Source organism: Nocardia sp. NPDC047654 (assembly GCF_043205035.1).
Lineage (GTDB): Bacteria > Actinomycetota > Actinomycetes > Mycobacteriales > Mycobacteriaceae > Nocardia.
The window spans coordinates 1,057,898-1,081,151 of the sequence record NZ_JBIDDF010000002.1; the positions used below are offsets into that span (position 1 = coordinate 1,057,898).

The window sequence follows — 23,254 nt, forward strand, 5'->3', positions numbered from 1 at the left end:
GCTATAACCGGCGGTCGCGGTGTGCGGCGCGCCGTGGAAGGGGCGTGGACATGACCGATCCGGAGCGGATCCAGCCGGGAGAGTTCAACCGGGCGATCATCGCGGAGTTCCGCGCGAACGGGGGCGAAGTCGGCGGGATGTTCGAAGGGGCGTCGCTGCTACTGCTCACCACCGTCGGAGCGAGAACCGGACGCGGGCACACCGTGCCGGTCGTCTACCGCCGCGACGGTGCTCGTGTGCTGGTGTTCGGATCCAACGCGGGCGCGGACATTCATCCCGCCTGGGTCCACAATGTGCGGGCGAATCCGGAGGTCACCGTGGAGATCAGGGCGGGGGAGCGGATCGAGACCTACGCGGCCGACGCCCGAATTCTGCAGGGCGCGGAGCGGGACCGTCACTACGCCGCGCAAGCGAGCGACGATCCGGCCTTCGCCGCCTATCAGGCGGCGACCGATCGGACTATTCCCGTGGTCGCGGTGGAGCGGGTGACACGTGCCGGGCTGGGCCGGCGCCGCTTTCTGGCGGGAGTGGGTGCGACCGCCACCGCGGCGGCGGGTGTCGGGGGTGCGACGGCCCTGGCCGGCTCGCCCGACGCGGCCGCGCCCGGGCAACAGCGCGCGGCGGCGATCGGCGACCACCTCCGTCACGTCCATGCCCAGCTGCGCCGCGATCTCGCCACCGTCCGAATGGGCCTCGAGCAGCACGTACGCGCGCCGGACGGGGTGGGCAAGCCGGCCCTGCCGCAGGAGCTGCGCACCCATTGTCTCGCGTTCTGCGGCGCGCTCGGCGAACATCACACCGGCGAGGACGGCGTCTTCCCTGCCCTGGCCCGGCTGCACCCCGAACTCGTGCCGGTGATCGACCGGCTGAATCGCGAGCACGGTGTGGTCGCGGGCGCGTTGACCGAGCTGCGGACGCTCCTCCACGCCGCGGAACCGGGCGACCCGGCGCGCCTGCTCTCCGAATTCGACCGCCTCGCGACGGAATTGGAAACCCACTTCACCTACGAGGAGAACACGCTCCTGGACACGCTGAACGCGACCGACCCGGCCGCCCTGCGGCCCGGTCAGCGGTAGTTGACGAACTGCAGCGCGATCCCGAAATCCTCGCCCTTCAGCAGCGCGATCACCGCTTGGAGATCGTCGCGCTTCTTGCTGCTCACCCGCAGCTCGTCGCCCTGGATCTGCGCCTTCACACCCTTGGGGCCCTCGTCCCGGATCTTCTTGGAGATCTTCTTCGCGTGCTCGGAATCGATGCCCTGCACCAGCGAGCCGGTGATCTTGTACACCTTGCCGGAGGAGACCGGCTCGCCCGCGTCGAACGCCTTCAGCGAGATGTCGCGGCGGATCAGTTTCTCCTTGAACACCTCGAGCGCGGCCTTGACGCGCTCCTCCGCCTCCGCGGTGAGCACGATCTTGTCCTCGCCGGACCATTCGATCGACGCGCCGGTGCCGCGGAAGTCGTAGCGGGTGCCGAGTTCCTTCTCCGCCTGATGCAGGGCGTTGTCGACCTCCTGCCGGTCGACCTTGCTCACAACATCGAAAGACGAATCAGCCACGCTGCGCTCCTGTTCTGACGGTCCGACGGGTGAGCTGAGCGGGACGCTTCCAGCCATCGTCAGTTCTACCCGGAGCCCCGAGGGTAGTCGCGTCGCAGGGCCGATAGCCAGCCGGTTTGCATTCAGGGTGCGGGTTCGATGTATTCTGCTCAGCGCGTGAAACAATGCGCGAACGGCAGGTTGCCCGAGCGGCCAATGGGAGCAGACTGTAAATCTGTCGGTGAAAGCCTACGTAGGTTCGAATCCTACACCTGCCACTCCGCTCACCAGGCGAGCCCTGTACGCAGAATCTGCGTACAGGGCTCGCTTCGTAATGTCTTGTGGGGGTGCGACCCCACGCCCCGCCCGGCGGGGCTTCGCCCCCCGGACCCCCTTCCAGTGGTTGCGTTGGTCACAGGTGTTTCGTTGCTCGTTCACCCAGGCGCGTCGATGACCGACGTCCTCATCGAGCCGATTCGCGTGTCGGTGCCGCCGGCTCTGCCTCACCCCCGATTCGGCGGTCGCTTCGGTCGTCTCCTCGTCGGCCCGCCGCTTCGATGCCGGCCTCGAACCGGCAGTTGCTCGGTCGAAGACCCATGGCATGTTCGTTCGAGGCCGCCGCGTTGTCGGGTCGACGTAGGGACGCATCTCGTGCCCACACGCAGCGCGGTTCTTTGCGATCGCCTAGTGGCCGATGTTTGCGTCGCAGTGGCCGGGTCCGCATGGGAACGGGCCTTGTATCGCGAGCGGGCGTTACTCCCGAATGGGCCGTCAAGGCGCCTCGAAGTGCTGCGACTGCGCAGTAAAACACCCCTCTGACCACACGGTTTGGTGCGAAGACCGGTGAGTGTGTAACCTCGTTCAAGACTTCACCGCGCTGAGGTCGAGTATTTCGGACTCGGTGCGCAAGTAGTCATGCCCCCTTAGCTCAGTCGGCAGAGCGTTTCCATGGTAAGGAAAAGGTCAACGGTTCGATTCCGTTAGGGGGCTCGCCGGATTGCCGGTGGTGACCGACTCGGCATCGCTCCCGTAGTGCGGGCTCGGCACCATGGCAATGCGACGCCGTGGCGGTGTAGCTCAGTCGGTAGAGCAAACGACTCATAATCGTTGTGTCGCCGGTTCAAGTCCGGCCATCGCTACCACAACCCGATACAAGACCATCAGGTACCGGAAAGAAGGCATATCGTGGCCGCGAAGTCCACCGATGTCCGGCCAAAGATCACCTTGGCCTGCGAGCAGTGCAAGCACCGCAACTACATCACCAAGAAGAACCGGCGCAACGACCCGGACCGGCTGGAGCTGAAGAAGTTCTGCCCGAACTGCGGCACGCACCGGGCGCACCGCGAATCCCGCTAGCCCTCCACGCGTGAACTACCGCGTGGTGTAGCGCCGGGAGTCGCATCCCGGTATCTCGGGCCGTGGCACCGCGAGGGCCGGACAACTGTCCGGCCCTGACGCATTTTCACGGTGTGGGTGCGGTGGTGAGCGCTCCGCAGACTCCGGGTGACGGGGTCAGATAGGTACAGTCCTCCCGTGACAATCAACACCGGTACAGACGAAGCGGTCCAGACGGGCGAGGAGCTCGACCCCGCGGCGAACGCCGCGGCGATGGTCGGTCACCACTACCGCGTCGACGACTACTACGAGGTCGGCCGCGAAAAGGTGCGTGAGTACGCCCGCGCCGTGCAGGACTACCACCCGGTGCACTGGGACGAGGACGCGGCGCAGGAGTACGGGTACGACAACCTGCTCGCGCCGGTCACCTTCATCTCCCTGGTCGGGATTCTCGCGCAGCGCAAATTGTTCGAAGAGGTCGTCACCGGTTACGACCTCAGCCAGATCATGCAGACCGACCAGATCCTGGAATTCCATCGCCCGATCAAGGTCGGCGACCAGCTCACCTGCGATGTCCACCTGCACTCGTTCCGGCAGGCCTTCGGCGGCGACATCATGGTGACCAAGAACATCGTCACCGCGCAGAACGACGAACTGGTGCTCACCACCTACACCACCCTCGTCGGACGCAGCGGCGGCGACATCGACCCGAACCTCAACGCCGCCGTCCGCAACGTGCTCATGCACGGCATCGGCGAGGACGCGCCGGGGCATCGCCCGCGCAGCGCGCTCGCGGTGACCGAGGCACCGACTCCGGTCGTGCCGCCCGCGGACGGGGTGCGCACGAAGCACGCCATCCGCTTCGAGGACGTCTCCGTCGGCGACGAACTGCCCGCGCGCATCGTCCGGCTCACCCGCGGTGATCTGGTGAACTACGCGGGCGTCTCCGGCGACGCCAACCCGATCCACTGGAGCGACGAGGTCGTGAAGCTGGTCGGCCTGGACAACGTCGTGGCGCACGGCATGCTCACCATGGGCCTAGGCGGCGGATTCGTCACCTCGTGGCTCGGCGACCCCGGCGCGATCAAGGAGTACAACGTCCGCTTCACCAGCCCGGTCTACGTGGGCTCCGACGAGGCCGCCGAGATCGAGTACACCGGTAAGGTGAAATCGGTCGATCCGGAGACCAGGACCGCGGTCGTGGCCATCGTGGCGAAGGCGGCGGGCAAGAAGATCTTCGGCCGCGCCACCGCGACCGTGCAACTGGCCTGACCAGGGACAGCGACCCGGATTGGCTAATGCCGCGCACGGTAACGTACACTCAGGTTTCTGGGGTCGCCAGCCGCTGCGCGCTGCTCTGAGGGGCTGGTTCCAGGCGGTCCGCGAGGATCGTCCAAGGGGCCGGCAACTACCGGAGTGGCGCGCGTGTTGTGTGACACCAGGGAACAACTGAATATCGAACAGTGGTTGGACAGCCAACACCGTCCGACCAAAGGGGCGTAGCTCAACTGGCAGAGCAGCGGTCTCCAAAACCGCAGGTTGCAGGTTCAAGTCCTGTCGCCCCTGCCCTGGATGCCAGCGACGAGAGAGGACCGACGTGAGCGAGCGTAGCGAGCGAGCCATTGGCACAGCGCGCATCGCGCACGGCGGCACCGAGCGCAGCGAGGAGAAGGCGTGAGCGACGAGCGGGACACTCGCCGCGGCGCACATGCCGCCGACGACGGCGACGACACCGCCGCAGCGACACGACCGAGCGGAAAGCGTTCCGCCCGGCGGACCCGCGCTGCGTCCTCGCAGGTCGATACGGGCACTGTCGCCACGCTCGACCGTCCGTCGCGGAAGGCAGCCAAGACGACCGATCGGGCCGAACGCAAGACGACGGGTAATCCGTTCAAGCGTTTGCTCAAGTTCCTGCGTGAGGTCATCGCGGAACTGCGCAAGGTGATCTGGCCCAACCGGAAGCAGATGGTCACCTATACGAGCGTTGTTCTGGTGTTCGTGATTTTCATGGTCGCGTACATCAGCGGGTTGGATCTGGCGTTCATCAAGGGTGTCAACTGGCTGTTCGGCTAGCTGAACGACGCCGACGCCGGTAGCCGATCCCGGGGCGGACACGGGTGGAAGCGATTTCGCCGCGCGCCCGGCCCCGGCACGCAGAGGATGTACGTGACGACACAGGAAGCGAGTGCCCCAGTGAGCACCCCGGAGAACGACACACACGACAAGTTCCCGGCCGACGACGCGGTGGCCGAGCCCACCGACTCCGTCGAGGAGTTCGCGACCGACGAGCCCGCGGTCGAGGAATCGGAGCCCGCTGAGCCCGCTGAGTCCGTCCCTGCCGCCCCGATCGATGCCGAGCCCGCCGATCCGGTCGCCGAGATGAAGGCAGCGCTGCGGCGCGCCCCCGGCGAGTGGTACGTGATCCACTCCTACGCCGGCTATGAGAACAAGGTGAAGGCCAACCTCGAGACCCGCGTGCAGAACCTGGACCTGGAGGACTACATCTTCCAGGTCGAGGTGCCCACCGAAGAGGTCACCGAGATCAAGAACGGGCAGCGCAAGCACGTCAACCGCAAGGTGCTGCCCGGTTACATCCTGGTCCGCATGGAGCTCAACGACGAGTCGTGGGGCGCGGTGCGCAACACCCCCGGCGTCACCGGCTTCGTCGGCGCCACCTCCCGTCCGTCGCCGCTGTCCATCGACGACGTGGTGAAGTTCCTCGTGCCCGCCGCCCAGCAGCAGAAGAAGCCCGCGGCCGCGGCCGCGTCGGCGGCCGCCGACTCCGCGGGTGGCGAGGTCGCGCCGAAGCCGGTCATCGAGGTCGACTTCGAGGTCGGCGAGTCGGTGACCGTCATGGACGGCCCCTTCGCGACGTTGCCCGCCAGCATCTCCGAGGTCAACGCCGAACAGCAGAAGCTCAAGGTGCTCGTGTCGATCTTCGGCCGCGAGACCCCGGTCGAGCTGGCGTTCACCCAGGTCGCGAAGATCTAGATCCGTTCCGTCGACGACGGGATGAATCGGCCCGCGCGGCGGGTTGATTCACAGACTTGCAAAGAGCAAGGACACCAAACACCTAGGAAAGAAAGATGCCCCCCAAGAAGAAGAAGCTCGCCGGGATCATCAAGCTTCAGATCCAGGCCGGCCAGGCGAACCCGGCCCCTCCGGTCGGCCCCGCGCTCGGTCAGCACGGCGTCAACATCATGGAGTTCTGCAAGGCGTACAACGCCGCGACCGAGTCGCAGCGCGGCAACGTCATCCCGGTCGAGATCTCGGTGTACGAGGACCGGTCGTTCGACTTCAAGCTGAAGACCCCGCCCGCCGCCAAGCTGCTGCTCAAGGCCGCAGGCGTGCAGAAGGGCTCGGCGGAGCCGCACCGCAACAAGGTCGCCAAGGTGACCATGGACCAGGTGCGCGAGATCGCCAAGACCAAGCAGGAAGATCTGAACGCCAACGACATCGAGCAGGCGGCCAAGATCATCGCGGGTACCGCGCGTTCGATGGGTATCACCGTCGAAGGCTGAGCGGAATCGCTCCCCGGTGGGAGGGCCGGCCAGGCCCGATAACCACGTCTGAACTACCAACACAGCGGCGCGAGCGACGGACCAGCCTGCGTGACCACGCAGAGTCCCGGGAGCGCCGCGGATCGAACAGGACAGAGAATCATGGCAAAACGAAGCAAGGCGTACCTCGCCGCGGCCGAGAAGGTCGATCGCACCCAGCTCTACTCCCCGCTGGCCGCCGCGCGCCTGGCGAAGGAGACCGCCAGCACCAAGACCGACGCGACCGTCGAGGTCGCCGTGCGTCTCGGTGTGGATCCCCGCAAGGCCGACCAGATGGTCCGCGGCACGGTCAACCTGCCGCACGGCACCGGTAAGACCGCCCGCGTCATCGTCTTCGCCGCGGGCGAGAAGGCCGCCGAGGCCGAGGCCGCGGGCGCGGATGCCGTCGGCGCCGAGGACCTGATCGAGCGGATCCAGGGCGGCTGGCTGGACTTCGACGCCGCGATCGCCACCCCGGACCAGATGGCCAAGGTCGGCCGGATCGCGCGTGTTCTCGGCCCGCGCGGCCTGATGCCGAACCCGAAGACGGGCACGGTCACCACCGACGTGACCAAGGCCGTCAACGACATCAAGGGCGGCAAGATCAACTTCCGCGTCGACAAGCAGGCCAACCTGCACTTCGTCATCGGCAAGGCGTCCTTCGACGACGCCAAGCTGGTGGAGAACTACGGCGCCGCGCTGGACGAGATCCTGCGTGCCAAGCCGTCGACCGCCAAGGGCCGCTACGTCAAGAAGGTGACGGTCTCGACGAACACCGGACCGGGCATCCCGGTGGACCCGAACCGCACCCGCAACCTCCTCGACGAGGACGCGTAAACAGCGGCTGAGCCGACCGCAACGGCGGGAACGCGTAATGCGTTCCCGCCGTTGCGCGTTTTCGGACTAATCCGCCCGGCGGCGTGGTTGGGTTCGATGTGACCGTCGTTCTTCTGATCTCCGGCAGCACTCGCGCCGCCTCCACCAATTCCGCCGCACTCCGGACCGCCTCGGCCGTCGCCCCGGATGGCGTCGGAACCGTCTGGTACGACGGTCTCGCGGACTTGCCCGCGTTCAACCCGGATGACGACGGCACCGCTCATCCATCGGTCGTCGCGCTGCGCGAACACCTTTCGCGCGCCGACGCCGTGCTGTTCTGCACCCCCGAATACGCGGGCACCTTGCCGGGCAGCCTGAAGAACCTCCTGGACTGGACCGTCGGGACCGGTGATCTCTACCGCAAGCCGGTCGCCTGGATCACCGTGGCGGCCCCCGGGCGTGGTGACGGCGCGACCGCGACGCTGCGCAGCGTGCTCGGCTATGTCGGGGCCGAGATCGATCCGGATGTCTGCCGGCGGCTGCCCGTGCTGCGCGAGGGCGTCGGCCCGGACGGGCTGATCGCCGACCCCGAATTCCGGTTGGGCGCCGTGGCCGCGCTGCGCGGGCTCGCCCGGTTCGCGCAGAACGCGACGCCGTGAGAAAAGTCACGGCGGGAGCGGAGCGGCCCCATCGACGGGCGCGGGCGAAAAAGCTTGTCGTAGCACAACGATTCGACGGCTGACAGGTTTCGGTCAGGCGTCCTGCCCGGGCCCGTTTTGGCAGATGGGAACCCGTCCGGGTACATTGGACATCAGTTATCGACTAGTTCGATCGCTACCCAATCCGTTCTACCGAAGACCGTTGGTCGCCGATCCCGCATGGGTTCGGTCGAAGGTCCGGCGACATTGCCGGCGGCCCACGCAGGGAGAGCCGAGGCTGGGAATTGATCCGGGTACGTCCCGGCTCGGTTTTCTGTTGCGCCCCGGAACGCTCTGCGTTCGGGGCGTTTGTTTTGTCGCCGGCCCCTGATCGGTAGTTCGCGTACACGAACCGACCAATCAGAGAGGAGGCGAAGTATGGCAAAACCCGAGAAGGTCACCGCGGTCGAGGAGATCGCGGAGCAGTTCAAGAGCTCGACGGCCACCGTCGTCACGGAATACCGTGGCCTGTCGGTCGGCAAGCTCACCGAGCTGCGGCGCGCGCTCGGCGCCGACGCCACGTACTCCGTCGCCAAGAACACCCTGGTCAAGCGTGCCGCCGCCGAGGCGGGCGTGGAAGGCCTCGACGAGCTGTTCGTCGGGCCGACCGCGATCACCTTCATCACCGGTGAGCCGGTCAACGCGGCCAAGGCCCTGAAGACCTTCGCGAAGGACAACAAGTCGCTCATCATCAAGGGCGGCTACATGGACGGCGCGCCGCTGTCCGTGTCCGAGGTCGAGCGGATCGCCGACCTGGAGACCCGTGAGGTGCTGCTGGCCAAGCTGGCCGGCGCGCTCAAGGGCAACCTCGCAAAGGCCGCCGGTCTGTTCAACGCTCCCGCTTCGCAGGTGGCCCGCTTGGCCGCCGCGCTGCAGGAGAAGAAGCAGGCCGAAGAAGGCGGATCCGCCGCCGAGTAATGCCCGTGCGGCACGACTCGCCCCGCTCAGACATCCACTACCGAAAGGAAAACAACAATGGCCAACGTTGACGAACTGCTCGAGACCTTCGGCAACATGACCCTGCTCGAGCTGTCGGACTTCGTGAAGAAGTTCGAGGAGAAGTTCGAGGTCACCGCGGCTGCTCCGGTCGCCGTCGCCGCCGTCGGCGGTGCCGCCGCTCCGGCCGAGGCCGTCGAGGAGCAGGACGAGTTCGACGTCGTGCTCGAGGGTGCGGGCGACAAGAAGATCCAGGTCATCAAGGTGGTCCGCGAGATCGTCTCCGGCCTGGGCCTGAAGGAAGCCAAGGACCTGGTCGAGAGCGCCCCGAAGCCGATCCTGGAGAAGGTCGCCAAGGACGCCGCCGAGGCCGCCAAGGCGAAGCTGGAAGAGGCCGGCGCCAAGGTCTCGGTCAAGTAATTCACGACCGGACACGCCGAACGGGCGATCCCCTGGTGGGGATCGCCCGTTCGCGTTTTTCCGGCAATCTCGCCGCTATCGTCCATACCGAAACTATTGCGGAGTTACTACGCAGTCAGGTTGGGGTGTGCCCGATCTGTCCCATGAGTTACAGTGACCGAACCCACTGTGACGTGACGCACCGCGATATCCGAGCGCGCGGTTCGCCGGTGGGCAGCTCGCTGAGAATTGTGGAGGTTGGCGTGGGCGTCGAGGTCAGGACCGAGAGTGTAACCAAGTCTTTCGGTTCCCAGCGAATTTGGCAGGACGTGTCTCTGACGTTGCCCTCGGGCGAGGTCAGCGCGCTGCTGGGCCCATCGGGCACCGGTAAGTCGGTGTTCCTGAAGTCGCTGATCGGACTTCTGCGCCCCGAGCGCGGCTCGATCTACATCGACGGCACCGATATCACCACCTGCTCCAACAAAGAGCTCTACGAGATCCGCAAGCTCTTCGGCGTGCTGTTCCAAGACGGCGCGCTGTTCGGCTCGATGAATCTGTTCGACAACGTGGCCTTCCCGCTGCGCGAGCACACCAAGAAGAGCGAATCCGAGATCAAGAAGATCGTCATGGAGAAGCTGGAGCTCACCGGTCTGCTCGGGGCCGAGGGCAAGCTGCCCGGCGAGATCTCCGGCGGTATGCGCAAGCGCGCCGGGCTGGCCCGCGCCCTGGTGCTGGATCCGCAGATCATCCTCGTCGACGAGCCGGACTCGGGTCTGGACCCGGTCCGCACCTCCTACCTGAGCCAGCTGCTGATCGACATCAACGCTCAGATCGACGCCACCATCCTGATCGTCACGCACAACATCAATCTGGCGCGTACGGTGCCGGACAACATCGGCATGCTGTTCCGCCGCCAGCTGGTCATGTTCGGCCCGCGCGAGGTGCTGCTCACCTCGGACGAGCCGGTGGTCAAGCAGTTCCTCAACGGCCGGATGATCGGCCCGATCGGTATGTCCGAGGAGAAGGACGAGGCGCAGATGGCGCGCGAGCAGGCGCTCGTGGACGCCGGGCACCACCACGGCGGCGCCGAGGAGGTCGAGGGCATCATCCCGCAGATGCGCGCGACCCCGGGTATGCCGGTGCGCCAGGGCGTGCTTCGTCGCAAGGAACGTGTGCGCGAAATCATGCACACGCTGCCGCATGCGGCCCAGGTCGCGATCCGCGAATCACTTGCGGAGAACGACGATACGCAGGTGATGGCGTACAACAGCGGCGACCTGGCTAATTATCAGGGCGGCTCGTACGACACCACCGTGCGACACAACACAACTAACGGGTAACATCTGCGATCGTGAATTCGACCCTGGCGCGATTGCGAACTCCCCTGGAGTCGGGGTTTGCCCAGGCCGGCAATATCTTTGCGCTGCTCATCGACGTTTTGCGGAAGACATTCCGTCGCCCCTTCGAGTGGCGGGAGTTCATCGAGCAGTCGTGGTTCATCGCGAGTGTCTCGATCCTGCCCAGCGCGCTGGTCGCGATTCCGTTCGGCGCGGTCGTGGCATTGCAGACCGGTTCGCTGATCAAGCAGCTCGGCGCGGAATCGTTCACGGGCGCGACCAGTGTGCTGGCAACCGTCCAGCAGGCGGCTCCCGTCGTGACGGCCCTGATCATCGCGGGCGCGGCCGGGTCGGCGGTGGCCGCCGATCTCGGCTCGCGCACCATCCGCGAGGAAATCGACGCGATGGAAGTGCTCGGCATCGATCCGGTGCGAAAGCTGGTGGTGCCGCGCGTGCTCGGCATGATGCTGGTCGCGCTGCTGCTCAACGGCCTGGTCTCGGTGGTCGGCATCGCGGGCGGGTACTTCTTCAACGTGCTGCTGCAGGGCGGCACGCCCGGCGCCTACCTGGCGTCGTTCTCCGCGCTCGCCCAGTTGCCGGACCTGTGGATCGGCGAGATCAAGGCGGCGGTGTTCGGTCTGCTCGCCGGCGTCATCGCCGCGTACAAGGGGCTGCATCCCAAGGGGGGCCCGAAAGGAGTCGGTGACGCGGTGAACCAATCCGTGGTGATCACGTTCATGGTGCTGTTCTTCGTGAATCTCATCCTGACCCTGGTGTACCTACAGGTCGTTCCGGCCAAGGGCGCCTGACCGATGGCCACGTCGTACCGAACCCCGGTCGCCAAGTCCATGCGCCGGGTGGGTGAAATCGCTCGGATGCCGCTCAACGTGATCGATCGCGCGGGCGAGCAGATGTCGTTCTACACGCGGGCCATCGCGTGGATCCCGCGGACCGCGGTGCACTACCGCAAGGAAGTCATGCGGCTGCTCGCCGAGGTCACCTTCGGCACCGGAGCGCTCGCGGTGATCGGCGGCACCATCGGCGTCATCGTGTTCATGTCCGGTTCCGTCGGCGTCGTTGTCGGCCTACAGGGTTTCAAGGCCCTCGACGCGCTCGGCAGCTCGGTGCTCACCGGCTTCCTCACCGCCTACATCAACACCCGCGAGATCGCCCCACTGGTCGCCGCGCTCGCCCTGTCCGCCACGGTCGGTTGTGGTTTCACCGCGCAGTTGGGCGCCATGCGGATCTCCGAGGAGATCGATGCGCTCGAGGTGATGGCGGTGCCGGGCGTGCCGTTCCTGGTGACCAGCCGGGTGATCGCCGGATTCCTCGCGGTGATCCCGCTCTACATCGTCGGGCTGCTCGGCACGTTCCTGGCGTCGCGGGCGATCAGCATCTGGTTCAACGGGCAATCCAGCGGGTCCTACGACCACTACTTCAGTTTGTTCCTGCCACCGGAGGACGTGCTCTATTCGTTCCTCAAGGTGCTGGTCTTCGCCTTCGTGATCATCATGGTGCACTGCTACTACGGGTTCCACGCCACCGGCGGGCCCGCGGGCGTCGGCGTCGCGGTCGGCCGCGCGGTCCGCGCCGCGATCGTCCTGGTGAATGTGCTCGACTTCTTCCTCAGCCTCGCGATCTGGGGCACCACCACCACGGTGCGGGTGGCCGGATGAGCCGCACCCAGGCCTGGCGCTCGACCGCGAAGCTACGCATCCGAGTGCTGGGGATCGCCTTCTTCGTCGTGGTCGCGTTGTTCCTCTGGACCACCATCGCGATCTACAACAAGCAGTTCGTGCGCACCGTGCACGTCGACCTGATCACCGACAGCGTGGGCAACGCGCTGACCCGCAATGCGGACGTGAAGGTGCGCGGCATCACCGTCGGCGAGGTGCGCTCGAGCAGTTCCGAGGGCGGCGAGGTGACCTTGGACCTGGCCATCAATCCGGACAAGGCGCAGCAGATCCCGGCCAACGCGACCGCGCGCCTGCTGCCCAAGACGCTGTTCGGCGAGCGCTATGTGGATCTGGTGATCCCGGAGAACCCCAGCCCCCAGCATCTGACCGACGGGCTGACGCTGCGCCAGGACGTCAGCGGCAACGCCATCGAGCTGAGCAAACTGCTCGACGACCTGCTCCCGCTGCTGCAGTCCATCCCGCCGCAAGATCTCGCGGCCACCCTCGGCGCGCTGTCGCAGGCGCTGGCCGGTCAGGGCTCCGCGCTCGGCGAGACCGTGGACAAGCTGGACGACGCCTTCCGCCAAGTCAATGCGGTGCTGCCGGACCTGCAGGCGGACCTGCGCAGCTTCGCCGAGGTGGCGGCCACCTATTCCGACGCCGCCCCGCAGCTGATCCAGGCACTGGACAACCTGCGCACGACCAACGCCACCATCGTGCAGCGGCGCACCGACATCGACGTCCTCTACGCGACGCTGACGCCGACCGCGGCCACCACCACCGATTTCCTGATCGCCAACCGCGACAACATCATCGACGTGGCCGCCGATTCCAGGCCCGCGCTGGAGCAGCTGGCCTACTACTCGCCGAACTACGCCTGCTCGCTGGCGAACTTCGCGCAGCTCAAGCCGCGCATCGACCGGATCTTCGGCAAGGGCACCGACCTGCCCGGCTCGCGGGTGACCATCGAACTCACCAACACGCGCGGCAAGTACCTGCCCAACCAGGACGAACCGCGCTGGCTGGACCCCAGGGGGCCGTGGTGCATCCCCGAGATGCCGCTGGGCGTCGACCCCGGCCAGTACACCGGCGGCCCGAACAACGACGGCTCCTACGCCGTCCCCAGTCGCAACCCCGGTGACCAGCAGATCGGAAATCTGGAACCGCCGCAGTTCGGCGTCCACCCGGCGAGCAAGATGCCGACGATCGCCGGTTCGCCCATGGAGCAGCAGTCGCTCGGCGCGATCTACGGCGCGGCCAATGGCGTCGCTCCTGATCAGGTGCCCGGCTGGGTGACCAGGGCCGGTGCGCCCGCGTTCCGCGGAAGCGAGGTGAGCGTGCGATGAAGCAGCATCTGCGCGGCCTGGGCGGCCCGCTGACCAAGCTGATCATCTTCGTCGTGGTGACCCTGTTCGTGACGGTCATGCTCGCGCTGTCCATCGCCAATTACAGCGGCGGCGGCACCGGGTTCAAGGCCAGGTTCACCGACGTCACCGCGCTCAATCCCGGCGACGAGGTCCGCATCGCGGGCGTTCGGGTCGGCAAGGTCACCGACGTCTCGATCGTGGACAAGCGCCTGGCCGAGGTGAAGTTCGAACTCACCGACCGGGATTGGCTGCCCTCCTCGACCACCGCCACGATCAAGTACCGCAACCTGGTCGGCCAGCGCTACATCGCGCTGGAGCAGGGGACCGGCGAGCAGGGCCGCAAGCTGAACGAGGGCGGCACCATCCCGCTCGAGCACACCAGGCCCGCGCTGAACCTGACCACGCTGTTCAACGGCTTCCGGCCGCTGTTCCGCACGCTGAGCGCCGACGATGTCAACAAGCTGTCGTTCGAGATCATCCAGGTCTTCCAGGGCGAGCAGGGCACCATCCACGATCTGGTGGCGACCACCGCGAACCTGACCAACAAGATCGCCGACAAGGACGCGGTGATCGGTGAGCTGACCCGCAACCTGACCGCCGTGCTGGACACCGTCAATCAGCGCGACGACCAGTTCGACCAGTTGATCGTGAACACCGAGGCGCTGATCAGCGGCCTGAACGCCGAGCGCGACACGATCGGGCGCTCGGTGACCTCACTCGCCGACCTGACCTCGGCGACGTCCGACCTGCTCGTCCCGGTGCGCCCGACGCTGCAAGGGTCGATCGCGGGCCTGAGCCAATTGACCGGCACGCTCGACGAGCGCCAGGACGAGGTGAACGAAGCGCTGTACAACCTGCCGCTGAAGATGGAGAAGCTCGGCCGCGCCGCCAGCTACGGCTCCTGGTTCCAGTTCTATCTGTGCGGCATCGACATCGTCGTCGGACCGGGCGCCGTCGACGCGCCGCAGCTCAACCTGCCCGCGGGCATGCCGACGATCAATCAGCCGCTGTACACCAACGCCGCGCCGCGCTGCCACGGGAAGGCTCGCTGATGGACGACCGCATTCTGTTCGGCAAGCGCAGCCCGGCGTTCCTGGGCGCGCTCGGCATCGCCGTCGTGCTGTTGGTGACGGTGTCGGCCTTCTTCCTGGATCGGTTGCCGATCATCGGGGCGGGGACGAAGTACACCGCGGAATTCAGCGAGGCGGCGGGCCTGAAGAAGGGCAACGAAGTCCGGGTGGCCGGCGTCAAGGTGGGCTCGGTGTCCGATGTCCGGCTCGACGGTGACCGCGTGCTCGTGGACTTCCGCACCAAGGACACCTGGATCGGCAACGAGACCACCGCGTCCATCCAGATCAAGACGCTGCTCGGGCAGAAGTACCTCGCGCTCGACCCGAGGGGCTCCAAGCCGGCCACGCCGAGTTCGCGGATCCCGCTCTCGCGCACCGTCTCCCCGTACGACGTGGTGGACGCGTTCACCGACGCCGCGCGCACCATCGACCAGATCGACACCGCGCAGCTGGCCAAGAGCATGCAAGTGCTGTCGGAGGCGTTCGAGACGACACCGCCGGAGATCCGCGGGTCCATCGACGGTGTCGCCCGGCTGTCGGAGACGCTGGCCAAACGCGATCAGGAGCTGAAGAAGCTGTTCGCCGCGACCAGGCAGACCACCCAGATCCTCGCCGACCGCAACGCCGAGTTCGAGCGGCTGCTGGCCAACGGCGGCCAGCTGCTGGCCGAGCTGAACATCAGGCAGCAGTCGATCAAGCAGTTGCTGGTCGGCGCGCAGACGGTCTCGACCGAACTGAGCGCCCTCGTGCACGACAACGAGGAACAGATCGGCCCGGCGCTGAAGAATCTGCGCGCCGCGATCGATCTGCTCAACTCCAACCAGCAGAACGTCTCCAAGACGCTGGAACTCGCGGCGCCGTTCTACAGCCTCTACGCCAACGTGCTCGGCACCGGACGTTGGTTCGACGCGGTGATCGTCAACGTGCTGCCGCCCGCCCTGCCCGACATCCCCGGCTACCGTCAGCCGATCCGCACTCTGGGAGGTAACTGACGTGGCGGACAACTGGCGCAGCGATCCGGTCGGCGCGGTGCGCGGTTCCAGCCGCGGAGCCAAGGTGGGCATCGCGCTGGTCCTCGTCCTCGCCGTGCTGGTCGCGGTGGTGCTGTGGTGGCTGTTCAACCGGCTGACCACCACCAAGATCACCGCTTACTTCGATCGCTCGGTCGGTATCTACGAGGGTTCGGACGTCCGGATTCTCGGCGTGCCGGTCGGTTCGGTGGATTCGGTGGAGCCGCAGGGCGATCAGGTCAAGATCGTGATGAGCGTGGACCGCAAGTTCGACGTGCCCGCGGGCGCGCGAGCCGCGCAGATCACGCCCTCCATCGTGTCGGACCGCTACATCCAGCTCACCCCCGCCTACACCGGTGGCCCGAAGATGGCGCGCGACGCGACCATTCCGCGCGAGCGCACGGCCACGCCCGTCGAAGTGGACCAGCTGTACAAGAGCATCACCGAACTCTCCGAGGCGCTGGGGCCCAACGGCGCCAACGCCGACGGGGCGGTGAACGACCTGGTGCGCACCGGCGCGGCGAACCTGGCGGGCAACGGCGAGGCGCTGGCCAACAGCCTCACCCAGTTGTCCCGGGCGGCCCGCTACCTGTCGGACGCGCGTGGCGACATCTTCGACACGGTGAAGAATCTGCAGTCCTTCATCACCATGCTGGCGCAGAACGACCAGCAGGTGCGGCAATTCAACACGCAGCTGGCCGACCTGTCGACGTTCCTCGCCGACGAGCGGCAGGATCTCGGCGCGGCACTGAATCTGCTGTCGATCGCGCTGGGCGACGTCGCGCGCTTCGTCGACGACAACCGGGGCTTGATCGCGAGCAATGCCGAAGGGCTGATCCAGCTCACCAAGACACTGTCCGATCAGCGCGACGACGTGGCGGCCCTGCTGCCGGTCCTGCCGTTGGCGTTGAGCAACCTGATCAACGTGCACAATGCCGAATCGGGCACCCTCGACATGCGCGCGAACTTCCCGGAAACCCAGGACCCGTTCGGCGCGGTGTGCAAGATGCTGGACCTGTCCAAACTGATGCCCGGCGATCCCAAGTTCGAGGCGCTCGGCAAGCAGATGCGGCCGATCCTGGACCACTGCAAGGAGATCACCGACCAGATCACCGCCGGGGTGCAGACTCCGACGTTGAACCTGCCGTTCGGCATCCTCAGCGGCGAGAACCAGCAGCGTGACCCGGTGCCGGGCACCGTGCCCGGCACGCCGTCGGACCGGCTTCCACCGTCGCAGGGAGGGGAGCGATGAGCATTCGAATCCGTTCCGTCACACGCGGTCTCGGCGCGGCGCTGGCGCTCGGCCTTTCCGCGACGCTGGTCACCTCGTGTGCCTCCGACGGCATCTACAGCGTGCCGCTGCCCGGCGGCGCCGATGTGGGCGAGCACCCGATGCACATCGACATCCAGTTCGAAGACGTCCTCGATCTGGTCCCGCAGTCGGCGGTCAAGGTCGAGGGCGTGCCGGTGGGCCGGGTCGAGAAGATCAGCATCGGCAAGGATCAGTGGACCGCCACCGTGCGCACCTTGGTCAACTCGTCGGTGAGCCTGCCCGCGAACGCGCACGCCGAGGTCCGGCAGTCGAACCTGCTCGGCGAGAAGTTCATCGAGCTGTCCCGGCCCTCGGCCGATCCGGAACCCGGCAGGCTGGCCGACGGCTCGGTGATCCCGGTCGACCGCACCCGGCACGCCACCGAGGTCGAACAGGTGCTCGGCGCGCTGTCGCTGCTGCTCAACGGCGGCGGCGTCGCGCAGTTGCAGCCGATCGTCACCGAGCTGAACAAGACCCTGGGCGGACGGGAAGACCGGGTGCGCTCGCTGATCGAGCAGGCGAACACGCTGATCGGCGGCCTGAACCAGCAGGTGGACGACATCACCCGCGCGCTGGACGGCCTCGATGTGCTCAGCAGCCGGGTGAGCAGGCAGACCGATCAGATCGGCAAGATCCTCGACCAGCTGCCCCAGGGCATCAAGATCCTGGAGGAGCAGCGCCCGCAACTGGTCGCCCTGCTGGCCCAGCTCGACCGGCTCGGCCAGGCGGGCTTCGATGTGCTGAACACCTCGAAGAACGACCTGATCCGCGACCTCACCTCGCTGCGGCCGACATTGCAGGAGCTGGGCCGTTCCGCGCCGGATCTGGTCTCGGCCGTCCCGCTGATCCCGACCTACCCGTTCCCGGACTCGGCGCTGGAGAGCACCTTCGGCGGCAGCGTGAACACGTGGTTGTCGGTGGACCAGCAGATCGGCGTCACGCTCAGCAATCTCGGTGTGGGCAAACCCGATCCGGTGTACATCCCGCCGATCGGTCCGCCCGTGCCGGTGAACCCGACCAATCCGTACTACAACGGCAACGGCCCGCGTCCGGGCTGGCCCACTGTGTCGATCCTGCCGCTGCCGCCGCTGATGGCGCAGCCGCCCGCACCCGGCGTGCCCGGTCCGGTCGGGGCGATCCTCGAGCAACTCGGCGTAGGGAGTGGTCCGCGATGACCCGTCTGGTGCGGTGGCAGCTCATCGCGTTCGTGGTGATCGCGGTGATCGGCGTCGTGTACGTCGGCGGCAGGTACATCCGGCTCGACCACATGTTCGGGCTCAACGAGTACACGGTGAAGCTGCGGGCGGCGCAGACCGGCGGCATCTACAAGGGCGCCGAGGTGACCTATCGCGGCGTCCCGGTCGGCCGGGTCGGTGAGCTGGAACTCACCGGCGAGGGCGTGGTGATGAATCTCGTCATCGACACGAGCTCGCCGAAGATCCCGGCGTCGGCGAAAGCCGTGGTGGCCAACCGCTCCGCGATCGGTGAGCAGTACGTCGACCTGCAGCCCGATTCGGACGCGGGCCCGTACCTGCGCGACAACTCCGTGATCACCTCGGCGACCCTGCCGGTGTCGGTCGAGGAGCTGCTGTCCAGCGTGGACACCTTCGCCGGCTCGGTGGACCTGTACGCGCTCAACACGACGGTCCGCGAACTGGGCAAAGCGTTCGACGGCAAGGGCGACGACCTGCAAGTGCTGATCGACTCGCTGAACAAGTTCACCGAGACCTTCCACGCGACGCTGCCGCAGACCGTTCAGCTGGTCCGCGACGGCCGCATCGCCCTCGGCACGCAGGCCGAGCAGTCCTCGCAGATCCGCGAGTTCAGCGACGGCCTGGACAAGCTCACCGCCCAGTTGCGCTCCAGCGACCCCGACGTGCGCAGGCTCATCGGCACCGGAACCGACGCGGGTGAGCAGCTCGGCGCGCTGATCGACGAGAGCGGTGGCTCGCTCACTCAGGACCTGGCCAACCTGCGGCTGCTGCTGCAGGCGATCTCGCCGAAGTTCTACGCGATCAAGCCGTTGCTGCAGATGCTCCCGCAGCTGTCGATCGGCGGCTCTTCCACCGCGCCCGGCGACGGGACCAGCCACTTCGGCCTGGTGCTCGAGGTGAACAACCCACCCACCTGTACCGTGGGCTACGAGGGCACGTATCGGATTCTCGAACAGATGAAGGCGCAGAACCCGGACTTCGACGACACGCGCGACGAGTTCCCCTTCAACAAAGACGCCAAATGTCTTGTGCCGTTCGGTAATCCGACCGCCGTCCGGGGTGGCGCGCGAGCCGAATACGCCGATCCGGCCATCGTCCAGCCCTGGGATTCCAACCCCAAAACCGATCCGGAAAAGCTGAACCTGACTCCGGCCGCCGTGCAGCTGTCGACCCTGCTGGGGGTCACGCCGAAGCGGTGACCAGGAGCAATGACGTTAGGGTGTCTCGCGTGAGTGACTGCAGCGAGCGAACCACGGCCATCCGGCCCTGGGGCGCGACCGAGCCGACCGACGGCGAGGCGATGTCGTGACCGCCGATCCGACCAAGCGGTCCGATTCGGCGTCGCAGGACACGCCGGACACCCCGACGACCGCGGCGGACACGTCCGCCCCCTCCGCGAAGCCGGATGCGAGTCCCTCCGCGAAGCCGGACGCGAGCGATCGGAAGTCTGCCGAGCAGACCGGCGGCGCGTCCGAGCATGTGGTCGGCGCGTCCAGGCTCGGCCGGGTGGCCTTGATCTGCTCCGCCGTGGTGCTCGTGATCGCGTTGGCCGGCGCCGCGTGGTTCGGCGCGGGCTGGGTGCGGGCCGCACTCACCGACGGCCCGCGCGCGGACGCCCGTGACACCGCGCTGGACGCCGCCCGCCAAGCCGCGATCAACATGACCTCGATGAACCTGGACGACGTGCCCGGCTCGCTGGCGCTGGCCAGGTCCTCGATGACCGGCGCGCTGCTGGACTCGGCCACGAAGAACAAGGACCAGGCGGAGAAGCTGGCCCAGCAGAGCGGGGTCGCGATGAACTCGAAGGTGCTCGGCGCGGCGCTCACCTCGCTCAACAGCGAGGAGGACAAGGCATCGGCGCTGGTCGTGCTGCAGGTCACCGAGAACGGCAAGGACAAGCCCGCCGCCGACTACCGCTACACCTGGACCGTCGACGTGGCCAAGGACGGCGACGTCTGGAAGGCCGAGCAGATCTCCTCGCTCGGCCAGCCGGTGTTGCTGAGCGGCGGCCCCGCCGCGCAGACGTCCGCACCGGCGGGCGAGCAGCCGCCTGCCGCGCCGAAGCCGGGATCGTAGGAGGACACCCATGACGTCTCGCCGACCGGTCAACCGGGTCACCTCCAAGCGCAGGCCCACCACCGAAACGGCGCGCGCCGCGTCCGCGCGGCCCGCAGCGGCCCGCAAACCGCGCGTGGCGGGCGTTTCGCGCACCACCGCGGAACAGGACACCCTCCGCGCCGAACGGCGGTCTGTGGCCGCGCCCGGTTCGTCGTGGTGGCGCACGATCGCGTCGCGTGGGAAAGGCCGTCCGCGGCGGCGGCCTGCCGGGCGTGCGCGCTGGGGCGTCAGCGCGGCCATGCTGCTCGCCGCGGTCCTGCTGGGCGGTTTCGCATGGCTCGCCGCGCAACAGCCCGGGGTGAACACGTCGAATCAGGCGTATGTGGACAACGAGGCCACCCAGGAGGTGCGGGCGGCCGCCGACAACGCGCTGCGGACCGTCTACGCCTACGACGTGAAGAACATCGACGGGTACCGGGACACCGCGAAGCAGGTGCTCACCGGAAAGATGCTCGCCGATCTGGACAAGTACGCCGACACCACCATCTCGGCCGTCAAACAGGCGCAGACCAGTGCCGACGCGAAGGCCGATCCGATTGCTGTGACGTTGCTCACGGATGATCGCGCGGAGCTGATCGTCAACTTGGTGGTGAGCGCCACCAAGGACGGAGTGGCGCAGCAGAGCGTCGCCGGACCCGTGGTCCTGCACATGCAGAAGGTCGACGGACGCTGGCTGGCCAGCGACATCGTCGACCAGTAACGGCTACCGCGGCGGCCGGGATGACGCAGCGCGGCAGGCGATCTCGACGGTGCCCGGACCGGGCCTGCCACTTGACGAGTTTCGCCCGAACCGTCACGCTATTCACAACAGCGGCAGCTGTCACAGTGGCTTCCAGCGCACCGCGGCTCACGACGCAGCCAGCGAATTCGGCCCGGCGCGCCAGCCATGCGGACGATCACACGGGTGGTACTTTGACACCCCCGTGTACTTGGGTGTAGGTTTGGACGTTGCGCTGGCTGCCTCCTGTCCATACCTCGAATCGCACTCGTGAGTTCACCCTTCCGGTGTTACTTCCGTTGGTGCCTGTTTCGAGTTTCGTTCGGGTAGTAACCAGCGGAATTCGTAGCAGACAAGCGACGGTCGCGGACCACCACGCGACGCGCGTGAGGTGCTGGAAGGACGCATCTTGGCAGTCTCCACCCAGACCAAGGCAGTTGCCGGAATCCCCGGAGCCCCGTTGCGGGTGTCTTTCGCGAAGATCCGTGAACCCTTGGAGGTGCCCGGACTTCTCGATCTACAAACGGAATCGTTCGCCTGGTTGATCGGTTCGCCGGATTGGCGCGAACGCGCGGCCGCTCGCGGCGACGTCGGCCTAGTCGGTGGCCTCGAGGAGGTGCTCGAGGAACTCTCGCCGATCGAGGACTTCTCCGGCTCCATGTCGCTGTCGTTCTCCGACCCGCGCTTCGAAGAGGTCAAGGCCTCGATCGATGAGTGCAAAGACAAGGACATGACGTATGCGGCTCCGCTGTTCGTGACGGCGGAGTTCATCAACAACAACACCGGTGAGATCAAGAGCCAGACGGTCTTCATGGGTGATTTCCCGATGATGACCGACAAGGGCACGTTCATCATCAACGGCACCGAGCGTGTCGTGGTGTCGCAGCTGGTGCGTTCGCCGGGTGTGTACTTCGACCACAGTGTCGACAAGGGCACGGAGAAGGACCTGCACAGTGTGCGGGTGATTCCGTCGCGCGGTGCGTGGCTGGAGTTCGACGTGGACAAGCGCGACACCGTGGGTGTGCGCATCGACCGCAAGCGCCGCCAGCCGGTCACCGTGCTGCTGAAGGCGCTGGGCTGGACCACCGAGGAGATCGTCGAGCGCTTCGGCTTCTCCGAGATCATGATGTCGACCCTGGAGAAGGACAACACCGCCGGTCAGGACGAGGCGCTGCTGGACATCTACCGCAAGCTGCGTCCGGGTGAGCCGCCGACCAAGGAGTCCGCGCAGACCCTGCTGGAGAACCTGTTCTTCAAGGAGAAGCGCTACGACCTGGCGCGCGTCGGTCGCTACAAGATCAACAAGAAGCTCGGCATCCACGTGGGCGAGCAGGTCGTCGGTTCGGTGCTGACGAAGGAAGACATCGTCAACACCATCGAGTACCTGGTCCGCCTGCACTCGGGCGACAAGACCATGACCGCCCCCGGTGGCGCCGAGGTTCCCGTGGAAGTGGACGACATCGACCACTTCGGCAACCGTCGCCTGCGTACCGTCGGCGAGCTGATCCAGAACCAGATCCGGGTCGGTCTCTCCCGCATGGAGCGTGTCGTCCGCGAGCGGATGACCACTCAGGACGTCGAGGCGATCACGCCGCAGACGCTGATCAACATCCGCCCGGTCGTCGCCGCGATCAAGGAGTTCTTCGGAACCTCCCAGCTGTCGCAGTTCATGGACCAGAACAACCCGCTGTCGGGCCTGACCCACAAGCGCCGCCTCTCGGCGCTGGGCCCGGGTGGTCTGTCCCGTGAGCGCGCCGGCCTGGAAGTCCGTGACGTCCACCCGTCGCACTACGGCCGCATGTGCCCGATCGAGACCCCGGAAGGCCCGAACATCGGCCTGATCGGCTCGCTGTCGGTGTACGCGCGGGTCAACCCGTTCGGCTTCATCGAGACCCCGTACCGCAAGGTCGTCGACGGCCGGGTGACCGACGAGGTTCGTTACCTGACCGCCGACGAGGAGGACCGGCACGTTCGCGCGCAGGCCAACTCGCCGGTCGACGCCGATGGCCGCTTCCTCGAGGACCGCGTGCTGTGCCGGCGTGGCAACGAGGAGAACGAGCTCGTCGCCGCCACCGAGGTCGACTACATGGACGTGTCGCCGCGTCAGATGGTGTCGGTCGCGACGGCGATGATCCCGTTCCTCGAGCACGACGACGCCAACCGCGCCCTGAT

The 23,254-nt window shown here is 66.9% G+C and carries 22 protein-coding genes, 4 tRNA genes and 1 pseudogene; 26 read left to right on the forward strand and 1 reads right to left on the reverse strand.

Going from position 1 to position 23,254, the window contains the following annotated elements; translation table 11 throughout:
* The first annotated feature begins 50 nt into the window (after positions 1-50).
* Positions 51-1,076, forward strand: coding sequence for a nitroreductase/quinone reductase family protein (locus tag ACGF7Y_RS13430; RefSeq protein ID WP_393233027.1), 1,026 nt, complete (start codon positions 51-53; stop codon positions 1,074-1,076).
* Here the strand turns inward: ACGF7Y_RS13430 and ACGF7Y_RS13435 are convergent.
* Positions 1,067-1,558: a YajQ family cyclic di-GMP-binding protein gene (locus ACGF7Y_RS13435; protein ID WP_062968288.1), complete on the reverse strand. Its 492-nt coding sequence runs from the start codon at positions 1,556-1,558 to the stop codon at positions 1,067-1,069. The genes ACGF7Y_RS13430 and ACGF7Y_RS13435 overlap by 10 nt on opposite strands.
* 174 nt (positions 1,559-1,732) lie before the next feature.
* On the opposite strand from ACGF7Y_RS13435, the gene ACGF7Y_RS13440 reads away from it, so the two are divergent.
* The 25 genes and pseudogenes from ACGF7Y_RS13440 to ACGF7Y_RS13560 all read left to right on the forward strand — a co-directional run.
* Positions 1,733-1,815: transfer RNA gene (locus ACGF7Y_RS13440), tRNA-Tyr, on the forward strand.
* A gap of 639 nt (positions 1,816-2,454) precedes the next feature.
* Positions 2,455-2,527 (forward strand) — tRNA-Thr (locus ACGF7Y_RS13445).
* A gap of 76 nt (positions 2,528-2,603) precedes the next feature.
* A tRNA-Met gene (locus tag ACGF7Y_RS13450) sits at positions 2,604-2,679 on the forward strand.
* Between the two features lie 43 nt (positions 2,680-2,722).
* On the forward strand, positions 2,723-2,893 hold the full coding sequence (gene rpmG, locus ACGF7Y_RS13455) for a 50S ribosomal protein L33 (protein WP_011211653.1): 171 nt from the start codon (positions 2,723-2,725) through the stop codon (positions 2,891-2,893).
* A gap of 183 nt (positions 2,894-3,076) precedes the next feature.
* Entirely contained in the window at positions 3,077-4,144 is a 1,068-nt protein-coding gene (locus tag ACGF7Y_RS13460) for a fused (3R)-hydroxyacyl-ACP dehydratase subunits HadA/HadB (protein ID WP_393233178.1), read from the forward strand.
* Positions 4,145-4,365: 221 nt separating this feature from the next.
* A tRNA-Trp gene (locus ACGF7Y_RS13465) sits at positions 4,366-4,438 on the forward strand.
* 108 nt (positions 4,439-4,546) lie between these two features.
* Positions 4,547-4,945, forward strand: coding sequence for a preprotein translocase subunit SecE (gene secE, locus ACGF7Y_RS13470; RefSeq protein ID WP_393233030.1), 399 nt, complete (start codon positions 4,547-4,549; stop codon positions 4,943-4,945).
* Positions 4,946-5,065: 120 nt separating this feature from the next.
* Positions 5,066-5,863, forward strand: a complete 798-nt coding sequence (gene nusG / locus ACGF7Y_RS13475; RefSeq protein ID WP_393233180.1) for a transcription termination/antitermination protein NusG — start codon at positions 5,066-5,068, stop codon at positions 5,861-5,863.
* Positions 5,864-5,958: 95 nt separating this feature from the next.
* Positions 5,959-6,393 carry a 50S ribosomal protein L11 gene (gene rplK / locus ACGF7Y_RS13480; protein WP_063051596.1) on the forward strand — a complete coding sequence of 145 codons (435 nt, stop codon included), beginning with the start codon at positions 5,959-5,961 and terminating at the stop codon, positions 6,391-6,393.
* A gap of 141 nt (positions 6,394-6,534) precedes the next feature.
* Entirely contained in the window at positions 6,535-7,248 is a 714-nt protein-coding gene (gene rplA / locus ACGF7Y_RS13485; RefSeq protein WP_040870317.1) for a 50S ribosomal protein L1, read from the forward strand.
* 98 nt (positions 7,249-7,346) lie between these two features.
* On the forward strand, positions 7,347-7,886 hold the full coding sequence (locus tag ACGF7Y_RS13490) for an NADPH-dependent FMN reductase (RefSeq protein ID WP_393233033.1): 540 nt from the start codon (positions 7,347-7,349) through the stop codon (positions 7,884-7,886).
* 417 nt (positions 7,887-8,303) lie between these two features.
* On the forward strand, positions 8,304-8,843 hold the full coding sequence (gene rplJ, locus ACGF7Y_RS13495) for a 50S ribosomal protein L10 (RefSeq protein WP_393233036.1): 540 nt from the start codon (positions 8,304-8,306) through the stop codon (positions 8,841-8,843).
* Positions 8,844-8,900: 57 nt separating this feature from the next.
* Positions 8,901-9,281, forward strand: coding sequence for a 50S ribosomal protein L7/L12 (gene rplL / locus ACGF7Y_RS13500; RefSeq protein ID WP_039802004.1), 381 nt, complete (start codon positions 8,901-8,903; stop codon positions 9,279-9,281).
* 242 nt (positions 9,282-9,523) lie between these two features.
* Entirely contained in the window at positions 9,524-10,600 is a 1,077-nt protein-coding gene (locus ACGF7Y_RS13505; RefSeq protein WP_040870444.1) for an ABC transporter ATP-binding protein, read from the forward strand.
* An 11-nt stretch (positions 10,601-10,611) separates the two neighbouring features.
* The gene (locus ACGF7Y_RS13510) at positions 10,612-11,406 is read left to right on the forward strand and encodes an ABC transporter permease (protein ID WP_051175592.1); all 795 of its coding nucleotides are present in this window, start codon (positions 10,612-10,614) and stop codon (positions 11,404-11,406) included.
* A gap of 3 nt (positions 11,407-11,409) precedes the next feature.
* Complete coding sequence (locus ACGF7Y_RS13515) at positions 11,410-12,273, forward strand: ABC transporter permease (protein WP_040870310.1); 864 nt, start codon at positions 11,410-11,412, stop codon at positions 12,271-12,273.
* Positions 12,270-13,619 carry an MCE family protein gene (locus ACGF7Y_RS13520; RefSeq protein ID WP_393233040.1) on the forward strand — a complete coding sequence of 450 codons (1,350 nt, stop codon included), beginning with the start codon at positions 12,270-12,272 and terminating at the stop codon, positions 13,617-13,619. The genes ACGF7Y_RS13515 and ACGF7Y_RS13520 overlap by 4 nt, the downstream gene beginning before the upstream one ends.
* The gene (locus ACGF7Y_RS13525; protein ID WP_393233041.1) at positions 13,616-14,692 is read left to right on the forward strand and encodes an MCE family protein; all 1,077 of its coding nucleotides are present in this window, start codon (positions 13,616-13,618) and stop codon (positions 14,690-14,692) included. The genes ACGF7Y_RS13520 and ACGF7Y_RS13525 overlap by 4 nt, the downstream gene beginning before the upstream one ends.
* Complete coding sequence (locus ACGF7Y_RS13530) at positions 14,692-15,702, forward strand: MCE family protein (RefSeq protein ID WP_393233043.1); 1,011 nt, start codon at positions 14,692-14,694, stop codon at positions 15,700-15,702. The genes ACGF7Y_RS13525 and ACGF7Y_RS13530 overlap by 1 nt, the downstream gene beginning before the upstream one ends.
* A 37-nt stretch (positions 15,703-15,739) precedes the next feature.
* A complete protein-coding gene (locus ACGF7Y_RS13535) occupies positions 15,740-16,972 on the forward strand; it encodes an MCE family protein (protein ID WP_393233182.1) in 1,233 nt (410 codons plus the stop codon).
* The gene (locus ACGF7Y_RS13540; protein WP_393233045.1) at positions 16,969-18,207 is read left to right on the forward strand and encodes an MCE family protein; all 1,239 of its coding nucleotides are present in this window, start codon (positions 16,969-16,971) and stop codon (positions 18,205-18,207) included. The genes ACGF7Y_RS13535 and ACGF7Y_RS13540 overlap by 4 nt, the downstream gene beginning before the upstream one ends.
* Positions 18,204-19,445: an MCE family protein gene (locus tag ACGF7Y_RS13545; RefSeq protein ID WP_393233047.1), complete on the forward strand. Its 1,242-nt coding sequence runs from the start codon at positions 18,204-18,206 to the stop codon at positions 19,443-19,445. Before ACGF7Y_RS13540 ends, ACGF7Y_RS13545 begins: the two co-directional genes overlap by 4 nt.
* A 106-nt stretch (positions 19,446-19,551) precedes the next feature.
* Positions 19,552-20,322, forward strand: a complete 771-nt coding sequence (locus ACGF7Y_RS13550) for a hypothetical protein (protein WP_393233049.1) — start codon at positions 19,552-19,554, stop codon at positions 20,320-20,322.
* Positions 20,323-20,332: 10 nt separating this feature from the next.
* Positions 20,333-21,064 carry a hypothetical protein gene (locus ACGF7Y_RS13555; RefSeq protein ID WP_393233051.1) on the forward strand — a complete coding sequence of 244 codons (732 nt, stop codon included), beginning with the start codon at positions 20,333-20,335 and terminating at the stop codon, positions 21,062-21,064.
* A 409-nt stretch (positions 21,065-21,473) separates the two neighbouring features.
* Positions 21,474-23,254: pseudogene (locus ACGF7Y_RS13560) on the forward strand (DNA-directed RNA polymerase subunit beta); the annotation flags it as partial.